At 57.7% G+C, this 10,386-nt stretch carries 10 protein-coding genes and 1 pseudogene; 7 read left to right on the top strand and 4 right to left on the bottom strand.

The genetic code is table 11. From position 1 onward, the window contains the following. The 3 genes from AC07O1_RS30120 to rpiB all read right to left on the bottom strand — a co-directional run. Window positions 1–104, bottom strand: a 104-nt coding sequence (locus AC07O1_RS30120) for a thiamine pyrophosphate-binding protein (RefSeq protein WP_495091162.1), incomplete at its 3' end; no start/stop codon positions are given. Window positions 105–121: 17 nt separating this feature from the next. Next, the gene (gene tal / locus AC07O1_RS30115; protein ID WP_495091161.1) at window positions 122–1,093 is read right to left on the bottom strand and encodes a transaldolase; all 972 of its coding nucleotides are present in this window, start codon (window positions 1,091–1,093) and stop codon (window positions 122–124) included. Window positions 1,094–1,171: 78 nt separating this feature from the next. Beyond that, a complete protein-coding gene (gene rpiB, locus AC07O1_RS30110; protein WP_495091160.1) occupies window positions 1,172–1,651 on the bottom strand; it encodes a ribose 5-phosphate isomerase B in 480 nt (159 codons plus the stop codon). A 265-nt stretch (window positions 1,652–1,916) separates the two neighbouring features. Between rpiB and AC07O1_RS30105 the strand changes: the two genes are divergently transcribed. Genes AC07O1_RS30105 through dhaL form a run of 6 tightly spaced genes read left to right on the top strand, consistent with a single transcriptional unit; the run spans window position 1,917 to window position 7,964 of the window. Continuing rightward, window positions 1,917–3,404 (top strand): sugar ABC transporter ATP-binding protein, encoded by a 1,488-nt coding sequence (locus AC07O1_RS30105; RefSeq protein ID WP_495091159.1) that lies wholly within the window; start codon window positions 1,917–1,919, stop codon window positions 3,402–3,404. Beyond that, window positions 3,401–4,396 carry an ABC transporter permease gene (locus tag AC07O1_RS30100; protein ID WP_495091158.1) on the top strand — a complete coding sequence of 332 codons (996 nt, stop codon included), beginning with the start codon at window positions 3,401–3,403 and terminating at the stop codon, window positions 4,394–4,396. Before AC07O1_RS30105 ends, AC07O1_RS30100 begins: the two co-directional genes overlap by 4 nt. 44 nt (window positions 4,397–4,440) lie before the next feature. Further along, on the top strand, window positions 4,441–5,463 hold the full coding sequence (locus AC07O1_RS30095) for a substrate-binding domain-containing protein (protein WP_495091157.1): 1,023 nt from the start codon (window positions 4,441–4,443) through the stop codon (window positions 5,461–5,463). 54 nt (window positions 5,464–5,517) lie between these two features. Then, complete coding sequence (locus AC07O1_RS30090) at window positions 5,518–6,276, top strand: SDR family oxidoreductase (RefSeq protein ID WP_495091156.1); 759 nt, start codon at window positions 5,518–5,520, stop codon at window positions 6,274–6,276. A 35-nt stretch (window positions 6,277–6,311) separates the two neighbouring features. Further along, on the top strand, window positions 6,312–7,313 hold the full coding sequence (locus AC07O1_RS30085) for a dihydroxyacetone kinase subunit DhaK (protein WP_495091155.1): 1,002 nt from the start codon (window positions 6,312–6,314) through the stop codon (window positions 7,311–7,313). A gap of 3 nt (window positions 7,314–7,316) precedes the next feature. Continuing rightward, window positions 7,317–7,964 (top strand): dihydroxyacetone kinase subunit DhaL, encoded by a 648-nt coding sequence (dhaL, locus tag AC07O1_RS30080; RefSeq protein WP_495091154.1) that lies wholly within the window; start codon window positions 7,317–7,319, stop codon window positions 7,962–7,964. A gap of 73 nt (window positions 7,965–8,037) precedes the next feature. Here dhaL and AC07O1_RS30075 read toward each other — a convergent pair whose 3' ends face one another. Further along, complete coding sequence (locus AC07O1_RS30075; RefSeq protein WP_495091153.1) at window positions 8,038–9,015, bottom strand: sugar-binding transcriptional regulator; 978 nt, start codon at window positions 9,013–9,015, stop codon at window positions 8,038–8,040. Between the two features lie 995 nt (window positions 9,016–10,010). Between AC07O1_RS30075 and AC07O1_RS30070 the strand changes: the two are divergent. After that, window positions 10,011–10,208 (top strand): annotated as a pseudogene (locus tag AC07O1_RS30070) (Dyp-type peroxidase); the annotation flags it as partial. Between the last annotated feature and the right edge of the window lie 178 nt (window positions 10,209–10,386).

The following is a 10,386-nucleotide window of genomic DNA, read 5'->3' as shown; positions in this document are numbered from 1 at the left end:
GCCATACCCATAGGGGCACCGGGATGGCCGCTGTTGGCTTTTTGCACGGCATCCATGCTGAGGGCACGAATGGCGTTTGCCAAAGTCCGCTGGCTCGTTCTCACAATCTGTTCAGGCTGGTTCAAGCTACACCTCCGGCAAGTTTTTTGCGCAGCAACGCTTCAAGCTTCAACTGATCCGCCTCAAATCCACGGATGCCTTCGGCCAGTTTTTCGGTGGCCATCGCATCCTCGTTCATCTGCCAGCGGAACTCGGCTTCGGTGAGTCGTTTGGGCGCTGCACCGTCGTGCCCGGCGCCCTCGATCGGCACAGGCACCAGCCGGGCGTCACTACTTTCAAGGGCTTCCAGTAACGCCGGGCTGATGGTCAGACGGTCGCAACCGGCCAGCACCTGAATCTCACCGACATTGCGAAAGCTCGCGCCCATGACCACCGTGGAATAACGATGCTGGCGGAAGTACTGCAGGATGCGGCGCACCGATTGCACGCCGGGCTCTTCCTCCGGCGCATAAACAACGCCTGGGTTGGCCTTGCTGTACCAGTCGAGAATGCGCCCCACGAAAGGCGAGATCAGAAAGGCCCCGACTTCAGCGCAGGCCCGTGCCTGGACGAAGTTGAAGATCAGCGTCAGGTTGCACTGGACGCCGTTCGACTCCAGCACTTTGGCCGCACGCACGCCTTCCCAGGTGGCGGCCAGTTTGATCAGGATGCGGTCCCGACCGATGCCGGCCTCTTCGTACAGCTCGACCAGGCGCCGGGCCTTGGCAATGCTCGCCACGCTATCGAAGGAGAGCCGGGCATTCACTTCGGTCGACACGCGTCCCGGCACGAGCTCAAGAATCTGTTTGCCCATGGCAACCACCAAGCGGTCGCAGGCTTCATCGATGGCGTCCTCGACGCTGACACCCAAGCCACGCACATCACTCAGGATCTGATCGACCAATGCGTTGTACTGACCAGACTGGACCGCCTTCAAAATCAACGAAGGATTAGTGGTTGCATCCTGAGGCGCGAAGCGCCGGATCGCGTCGAGATCGCCGGTATCGGCTACCACAACGCTGTGTTGTCTCAATTGTTCAAGCAGGTTGGACATTTTTTGGGCTCTTGTTGATTTGTGTTTCAGTCCCTGGCGCTTAACCTGACCAGACTTGTGGCACGTCAGACCTGCGCCTTATTTGCCCGGCAGCTCTCTGTTGGCCTTCTCAACCGCAGTAATGCGCTCGACCTTCGAACCGGAGCGTTCAGCTTCGAACTCGGACTCAAGAAAGATTTTGACAATGCTCTTGGCCAACTCGGGACCGATCACCCGTGCACCGATGGACAGGATCTGCGCGTCGTTGCTTTTGCGTGCACGCTCGGCGGAATACGTGTCATGGGCCTGCGCGGCACGGACGCCTTTGATCTTGTTCGCGGAAATAGCCATGCCGATGCCGGTACCGCAAATCAACACGCCCAAACGGTGCTCGCCAACACTGACAGCCGTCGCCACCGCCGCCGCGATATCCGGGTAAAGCACCGGACTGGACGAGTAGCAGCCGAAATCCTGAAACATGTAACCCAAGGCTTCGATATGGAGCTTGAGCAACTCCTTGAGTTCGTAACCTGCCTCATCGCTACCGATGGCCACAGAAAACGATGCGTTTACAGCCATGAACTTCCTCCAGGGTCACTTGGAATGACCAATGTGAACATATGTTCAATCTACGAACCAATGCACAATCATTACGAACCCCAAATCAGGCCTGAGTCAAGCTGTATTTTCCATAAACACACCTAAACCCCGATAAAAAAAACAAAAAAGCAAAAAAGCAATCGGAAATTATTGACACACTTGGTTAACGGGATTAAACATATGATCACTCGCCGATCATATGATCAGCGTGACCTAACAATAAAATCAGCAAGAGGTCACACCAATGGCTACGCCATTACTGCTCCAGGCTGAACATGTCGCCAAAGCCTATGCAGGGGTCCCCGCCCTGCGTGACGGGCGCCTCTCCCTCCGCGCCGGCAGCGTGCATGCCCTGTGCGGTGGAAACGGCGCAGGCAAATCAACATTCCTCAGCATCCTCATGGGTATCACCCAACGCGACGCCGGCAGCATTTTGCTGAACGGCAAACCGGTGCAGTTCGACCGCCCCAGTGACGCACTGGCCGCCGGCGTGGCCATGATCACCCAGGAACTGGAGCCCATCCCCTACATGACTGTCGCCGAAAACATCTGGTTGGGCCGCGAACCACGGCGAGCCGGCTGTATCGTCGACAGTAAGGAGCTGAACCGGCGCACCCGCGAATTGCTGCAAAGCCTGGAGTTCGACGTAGATGCCACCACCCCGATGCATCGCCTTAGCGTGGCGCAGATCCAGCTGGTAGAGATTGCCAAGGCGTTCAGTCATGACTGTCAGGTGATGATCATGGACGAACCAACCTCGGCCATTGGTGAGCGCGAAGCGGAAACCCTGTTCAAAGCGATCCGCCGCCTGACCGCCCGTGGTGCCGGGATCATCTATGTGTCCCACCGCCTCAGTGAATTGGCACAAATTGCTGACGACTACAGCATCTTTCGCGACGGCGCCTTCGTTGAAAGCGGGCGTATGGCCGATATTGATCGTGCACATCTGGTGCGCGGCATCGTGGGTCAGGAATTGCAGCGCATCGACCATAAGGCCGGTCGCGAATGCGCCGCTCAAAACTGCCTGAATGTCGAGGGACTAAGCCGAGATGGCGAATTTCAGGACATCAGCCTGCAACTGCGTCAGGGAGAAATTCTTGGCATCTATGGCTTGATGGGTTCGGGTCGCAGCGAATTCCTCAACTGTCTATACGGCCTCACCGAACCCGACTCCGGAAGCGCCACGCTTCAAGGCCAACCCCTGCCGATCGGCGTGCCGGCAGCCACTATCCGCGCTGGTATGTCGCTGGTGACCGAAGACCGCAAGGACAGCGGCCTGGTGCTCAGTGGCAGCATCATGGCCAACATCGCCCTCAGCGCCTACAAGCAGTTGTCGAACTGGTCGGTGATCAATGCGCGCAAGGAAAACGAGCTGGCACAGAGCATGGTCAAGCGCCTGCAGATCAAGATCTCCTCTCTCGATCTGCCCGTGGAATCCATGAGTGGTGGTAACCAGCAAAAGGTCGTGCTCGCCAAGTGCCTGTCGACCCAGCCGATCTGCCTGCTCTGTGACGAGCCGACCCGCGGCATCGACGAAGGGGCCAAGCAGGAAATTTATCACCTGCTGGACGAGTTCGTACGCGCCGGTGGCGCGGCCATTGTGGTCTCGTCCGAAGCTCCGGAACTACTCCATCTGAGTGATCGCATTGCGGTATTCAAAGGCGGCCGACTGGTCACCGTTAGCACTGATACCGCCCTTTCCCAGGAAGCCTTGTTGAGTCTTGCCTCATGAACACCAAAATCCTTGCCACACCCGCCTCTACCTCTGCACCCACGACCACCAGCCCACGCGCCCGCCTGCGCATGGCCCTGGACCGATTCGGCCTGCCGCTCGTGTTCATTCTGCTGTGTCTGGTGATGGCTTTTGCCAGCGAATACTTCATGACCTGGCGTAACTGGATGGACATCCTGCGCCAAACCTCGATCAACGGCATTCTTGCCGTTGGTATGACCTACGTGATTCTGACCAAGGGCATAGACCTGTCAGTAGGCTCGATCCTGGCCTTTGCCGGTTTGTGCAGTGCGCTGGTGGCCACTCAGGGTTATGGCCTGCTGGCGGCGGTCAGCGCCGGGATGTTCGCAGGCGCAATGCTTGGCGTAGTCAATGGTTTCATGGTCGCTAACCTGTCGATCCCGCCCTTTGTCGCCACCCTCGGCATGCTCAGCGTTGCCCGCGGCATGACCTTCATTCTCAACGATGGCAGCCCGGTCACCGACTTACCCGAAAGCTACCTGGCACTGGGTATCGGCAAGCTCGGCCCGATCGGTATCCCCATTCTTATCTTTGCCGTGGTCGCACTGATTTTCTGGATGGTCCTGCGCTACACCACTTATGGACGTTACGTATATGCCGTGGGCGGTAACGAAAAAAGTGCCCGCACCTCCGGCATCGGCGTGCGCAAAGTGACGTTCTCGGTCTACGTGATCTCGGGACTGCTGGCCGGCCTCGCCGGTGTAGTGCTCGCAGCCCGCACCACTTCAGCCCTACCCCAAGCCGGTGGCTCCTATGAACTGGACGCCATTGCCGCCGTGGTGATCGGTGGCACCAGCCTCTCCGGCGGTACCGGCAGCATCGTCGGCACCCTGTTCGGCGCACTGTTGATTGGTGTGATCAACAACGGCTTGAACCTGCTCGGGGTCTCTTCGTATTACCAGCAAGTTGCCAAGGGTCTGATCATCGTGCTCGCGGTGCTCATCGATGTCTGGCGCAAGAAGAAACGCTAATTCCTTGCACTGAACCGTACGACTAAAACAATAAGGAGTTCTCCATGAAGCTTTCCACGAAAAGACTCGGCAAATCTCTTGCTGCGCTGGCGGCTATCTCCCTGCTCTCCAGTAGCATCGCCCTTGCCCAGGACAAGACCTACAAGATCGGTGCTGCGGTGTACGGACTCAAGGGCCAGTACATGCAAAACTGGGTTCGCGAACTCAAGGAGCATCCGGCAGTCAAGGACGGCACCGTGAAGCTGACCGTGTTTGACGGCAACTATGACGCCCTGACCCAGAATAACCAGATCGAAACCATGGTTACCCAACATTACGATGCGATCATTTTCGTACCGATCGACACCAAGGCCGGTGTTGGCGCCGTCGCCCGTGCCCAGGAAAGCGACATCCCAGTGATCGCTTCCAATACCAAGGTCGCCAGCGCCAATGTCCCTTTTATCGGTAACGACGATGTCGAAGGTGGCCGCCTCCAGGCACAGGCTATGGTTGATAAGCTCAACGGCAAAAGTAACGTGGCAATTATCCAGGGGCCGATCGGCCAGTCGGCGCAGATCGATCGGCAAAAAGGCGAAATGGAAGTCCTGCTGAAGAACCCACAGCTCAAGATCGTTGAGATGAAAACCGCCAATTGGTCTCGCGCCGAAGCCCTTACGCTTACCGAAGACTGGCTGAACGCTCATCCAAACGGAGGCATAGCCGGCATTATTGCGCAGAACGACGACATGGCTCTCGGTGCCTTGCAGGCCGTGAAGTCCCGTGGTTTGTCGCCAAACGATATACCCGTGACCGCCATTGACGGCATGCCCGACGCCATCCAGGCCGCCAAAAAAGGTGAAATCACCACCTTCTTGCAAGACGCTCAAGCCCAATCCCAGGGCGCCCTCGATATGGCGCTGCGAACGCTGGTGGGCAAAGACTACAAACCGCAATCGGTGATCTGGGAACGCTATGCCAAGGATGTGAAATGGGGTGACGGCACCGATAAGGTGTACATCCTGCCGTGGGTGCCGGTCACCAGCAACAACGCCGATGCCCTGTACACCCAGGTCACCGGAACCAAGTAAGCGTCTGCCTAACTGAGAACCCGGGCCGGATCCGGCCCGCATGGAGTATATGCAATGTCCAATTTCTGGAACCAGGCGTTCGACCTCAACGGCCGCTGCGCCGTGATCACCGGCGGTGCTGCCGGTATCGGTCTGGCCTGCGCCAGCCTGCTGGTAGAGCGCGGCGCCAAGGTCGCCCTGCTGGATCGCGACCCGGCAGTGGTCGAAGTGGCCGCCAGCCTCGGCGCCGGGCATGTGGGCCTGGCCGTCGACCTGCGTCAACTCGATCAGGTAAGTGCTGCGATTGAACAGGCCGTCGAACAGCTCGGCCGCCTTGATTTCCTGGTCAACAGCGCTGGTGTCGCCTTGCTAGACAAGGCGCTGGACGTCAGTGAAAGCGCTTGGGACACTACGCTGGACATCAATCTCAAGGCCAGTTTCTTCGTTGCCCAGGCTTGCGCCCAGCATATGATCAAACAAGGCAGCGGACGCATCGTCAACCTCGCTTCGCAAGCTGCCGTCATCGGCCTGGACCGGCACGTAGCCTATTGCGCGAGCAAGGCCGCCGTGGTCGGCATGACCAAGGTCCTGGCCATGGAATGGGCGCCACACGGCATTAACGTCAACGCCATCTCGCCAACCATCGTTGAAACCGCACTGGGCAAGAAAGCCTGGGCCGGTGAATTAGGCGAACGGGCCAAATTACAGATTCCGATCGGGCGCTTCGCCCAGCCCGAGGAAATCGCCGGCCTGGTGCTCTACCTGCTCAGCGACGCGGCCAAGATGATCACCGGCGAAAACGTGGTCATCGATGGCGGCTACAGCATTCAGTGATCGGCCTTAACATTACAAGAACAAGGAAACACTTCATGAATCGAGTCATAAACGATCCGGATCAAGTGGTTGAAGACATGCTGCAAGGTATCCTTGTAGCTCATCCGGAGCTTGCCCAATACGAGGCCAATCCGCGGGTCATCCGCAAGCGTAAAACCTCGCCTGCAGGCCAGGTGGGTATCGTCACCGGTGGCGGTTCCGGCCACGAGCCGGCGTTTCTCGGCTATGTCGGTCCCGGCCTGGTCGATGCCGTGGCCGTCGGCGAAATTTTCTCCTCGCCCACCGCCAAGAGCTTCTTCGATGCCTTCCGTGCCGCCGATCAGGGCGCGGGCGTTGCCTGCCTGTACGGCAACTACGCCGGCGACAACATGAACGTCAAGCTGGCGATGAAGATGGCCGCCAGCAAAGAAATGAACATCCGTACCGTCGTGGCCAACGACGATGTGGCCTCCGCTCCTCCGGAAGATATCGCCAAGCGCCGTGGTGTGGCGGGTGAGATTTTCATGTGGAAAGTTGGCGGCGCGGCAGCGGCCCAAGGCTATGATCTGGACGGCGTGATTCGCGTCGCCCAGAAGGCCGTCGACCAGTGCCGCTCCATCGGCGTCGGCCTTACCTCGTGCATCATTCCGGCGGTAGGCAAGTCGAACTTTCAGATCGCCGACGGCATGATGGAACTGGGTATCGGCCACCATGGCGAGCCGGGAATCGAAGTCATTCCGGTCGAATCAGCAGCCGTCATGGCTGAACGCATGATCGCGCCGATTCTCGCCGACCGCGACTTCAACCAGGATGAAAGCGTCGTGGTACTGGTCTCCGGCCTTGGTGCAACACCAGTGATGGAGCTGTACATTTTCTACGCAGAAGTGGAACGCCAGCTCACAGCCAAGGGCCTGCGAGTTCATCGTTGCTATGTTGGCAACTATTTCACTTCGCTGGAAATGATGGGCGTGACCCTGACCTTGCTCGGACTCGACGCTGAACTGACAACCTTGATCGATCAACCTTGCCGCTCCATCGGCATGTCTCAGGCGGAGTGAACCATGAGCCAGCATTTCTCGAGCAGCAACGGTAGCGCCATCGTAACCAACCTGGTTTCGGTCATCGTCGCCAACCGTGAATACCTCAGTGAAGTCGACGGCGCCATCGGCGACGGCGACCACGGCATCAACATGGCCAAGGGGTTCGCCCGTTGCGGCAAAAGCCTTGAGGGTCGACAGCTGTCCCTGGCCGAAGCGCTTGACGAGCTGACCTTGGCACTTATGGAAGGTATCGGCGGTTCAATGGGTCCGCTCTACGGCAGCCTGTTCATCGGTATGGCCGACGAAGTGCGCGGTCGCGAAGAAATTGATACGGCGAGTTTCGCCCGACTGCTGCGCGGTGGCCTCACGTCGCTGCAAGACATCACCGATGCGGGCGTCGGCGACAAGTGCCTGATGGATACATTGATTCCTTCAGTGCAAGCCTTCGAACAAGCCGAAGCCGCCGGGGCGTCATTCAGCGAAGCCTTGGGCCGGATGAAAATCGCGGCCTCCCTGGGTCGGGATTCCACCCGGGATCTCGTCGCGAAAATCGGTCGCGCCAGCCGCCTGGGTGAGCGCTCCCTGGGCGTGCTGGATGCCGGTGCGGTGTCTTGCTGCCTGATCCTCACCAATCTCGCCGAGTCGGTCGAAGCACAACTGCAGGGTTAATGGCGCGCCCCCTCGATCCGGTACGTTTTACAACGACCGGATAAAGGGGGGCCGTTTGCTTTGGTCAACAGCTCTACTTGCGAGTGGCATCGTCCAGCGCGAGTATCGTGTAGGCATTCGACACCGTCGTCGCCAACGTATTGATCACGCCCGAACGCAAGGCGCCTAGCGTAGCTGCGGCCTTGGTGTTTTCGCTGGCAATCGCCACCACATTGGGAATGCGCACCAGTTCCTGCACCGTCAAACCGATCACCCGCCCCTGCAAGGTATTCACGGCCGGCCGGCCATGGATGTCTATAAAGTCATATCCCATCATATCGCCGACGGTACCGGACAGCCGCGCCTGGGCAATTTCCTGTGGCGAGAACCACCCCATGCGTACCATGTTGCTGTCCTCGCTCATGTCTCCGATCCCGATCATTGCAATATCGGCGCGACGGGCACGGTCCAGGGTCGAACGTACGGTGTCGTTATTGATCAGATTGCTGCGCAACTCCGGGTTCGCCACCAGGGCTGGCGCATAAAGCGTTTCGCTTTCCGCCCCGAATCGCAAGGCCAGGCGACGGCAAATATGGTCTGGATTCATGTACTCGCCAGCCTTCAGCGAACCGCCGATGGCGCAGACAAAGGTGCAGCTGCGAGTGACCGGCAAGAACACGTTTTCGGCCACGGCCCCCACATTGCGGCCCATGCCGACGGCGATGATCATGCCATCGCTCAACGTCTTGTTCAGGTAGTTGGCCACCAGGCTGGCAACCGCTGAGCGCTGGGTATCGGGGTCGCCATGATCGACGGCGATCAACGCCCGATCCAGCTGGAAGCGCTCGACCAACGCCTGTTCCAACTCAACGTTCATCGCAGGATGCTGCAATACACGCACCTCGACCACACCTTCATCCCGAGCGCGCTTGAGCAGTCGGCTGACCTTTACCCGGGACAAATCAAAGCGCTTGGCGATCGCCTCCTGAGTGATGTTGTCGAGGTAATAAAGCATGGCAACTTCAGTCATCAGATCGATGTCACTGGCTGCACGCTGTGTACTGTCAGTCATGTGAGCTTCCATTTTCGCAACAAAAAACCATTCTCCCTACTCAGTACAGGCCAAGTCCAGCAGCGAATAGCGAATTCAGATCGTTGCGATGCACTTTGCCAGACTAATGAAGTTCCCCAGGAAGCACGCCTCGGTGGATTCAGTGATCAACATGCTACGACTTCTTGCCGCAATGCATCGGCGGTAAGCTTGCCAAGCGCATTGCCAGCGAGGGGGCTGTCGCCGGTCACCATCTTGCGGTCTCGGTTGTACTCCGAATTCTGACTCTCAGCCGGGGCGGCTGCAACGCGCTACTTGCTCTTCACGCCGAAACAGCCTGCGAAGTTCAACAACGAGCAAACACCTTGCGCGACTATTTCGGGTCAAATATCTAAACGGTCGCAGTTATTTGGTCGGGGCATCTGTAAGCAGGCGCTTGTGTGCCCCTCGCTCGGCGTTCAAGAGTCTCGAGGTGTTCCTAACATACTTGACCCCCTTACCCGGTCACCTACGCATCTTTCACTACCTCTCGAGATCGATGGAGTTCGGCTGTGGGCCTGGCCGGTCGATACAACACACTGCCAGGCTTTTCTCTCCATGGAGGAAACACAATGTCAAACGTAGACCTGCAGCGCCTGCAAATAGGCAGCAAAGGATGATTCTTGATCAAAAAGAACCAGCCGAAGCTGGTTCATTTATTTCAAAAAATTCAAAGGTTTTTATCAACAAAATTGAAAAACCCATGAAGCAGCCATGTCAAAAAATATGCACAACTTATTGATTCTACAGACTATTAAACATAATTTTTTTTGAAAGCCCACCGTTGCGCGTAGTCCTTCAGAAGAAACGACAAAGCTTTGCAAATTGATGACTCTGCTGTTTCATCAATTTGCTGAATTTCGCAGAAAACCCGACAAAGAACACCTGAACAAACAGGCTTTTCTTAACCGAGTCAGCGCCTTGAAGAAAGAGATCAGCGCTCTCACTGAGGCTCTAGAGAAGGCGTCGCGCAAGACGCAGGAGAGTTTGGTACGTATTTCATCGGTTATGCGCGTTCGCCAGAACCGATTGAGCAGATGCTCGAGAATATGTTTGTCGGAAGACCGGCGGGCAACTATGACCGATTGCTTGATTTCAGCACGGCGGTCACTGGAGGCTTGTTCTTCGTTCCTTCATCAGACCTGCTCGAGGAGCTTGCTGATCGCAAGCCTTAGGGGAAGCGCAGACAAAAAAAGGGCGAGCAAACGGTCGCCCCTTGATGGAGCAATTTCTGTGTAGGAGCGAGCTTGCTCGCGAAGGACGTTTGATCGTTCCTACGCTCCTGCGTGGTAACGCATCCCGGTGACGCTCTGCGTCACATGGACGCGGAGCGTCCAGGGCGGCATTCCCACG

The organism is Pseudomonas sp. GW821-FHT07G10 (assembly GCF_059418545.1).
Note: the sequence above shows the minus strand (reverse complement) of the source record. Positions and strands in the feature narration are given on the sequence as shown.

What these genes read in the sequence shown, in the direction of transcription:
- tal (WP_495091161.1), bottom strand. Translation starts at nt 1,093, where the DNA reads ATGTCCAACCTGCTTGAACAATTGAGACAACACAGCGTTGTGGTAGCC.
- dhaL (WP_495091154.1), top strand. Translation starts at nt 7,317, where the DNA reads ATGAGCCAGCATTTCTCGAGCAGCAACGGTAGCGCCATCGTAACCAAC.
- AC07O1_RS30075 (WP_495091153.1), bottom strand. Translation starts at nt 9,015, where the DNA reads ATGACTGACAGTACACAGCGTGCAGCCAGTGACATCGATCTGATGACT.
- rpiB (WP_495091160.1), bottom strand. Translation starts at nt 1,651, where the DNA reads ATGGCTGTAAACGCATCGTTTTCTGTGGCCATCGGTAGCGATGAGGCA.
- AC07O1_RS30105 (WP_495091159.1), top strand. Translation starts at nt 1,917, where the DNA reads ATGGCTACGCCATTACTGCTCCAGGCTGAACATGTCGCCAAAGCCTAT.
- AC07O1_RS30095 (WP_495091157.1), top strand. Translation starts at nt 4,441, where the DNA reads ATGAAGCTTTCCACGAAAAGACTCGGCAAATCTCTTGCTGCGCTGGCG.
- AC07O1_RS30085 (WP_495091155.1), top strand. Translation starts at nt 6,312, where the DNA reads ATGAATCGAGTCATAAACGATCCGGATCAAGTGGTTGAAGACATGCTG.
- AC07O1_RS30100 (WP_495091158.1), top strand. Translation starts at nt 3,401, where the DNA reads ATGAACACCAAAATCCTTGCCACACCCGCCTCTACCTCTGCACCCACG.
- AC07O1_RS30090 (WP_495091156.1), top strand. Translation starts at nt 5,518, where the DNA reads ATGTCCAATTTCTGGAACCAGGCGTTCGACCTCAACGGCCGCTGCGCC.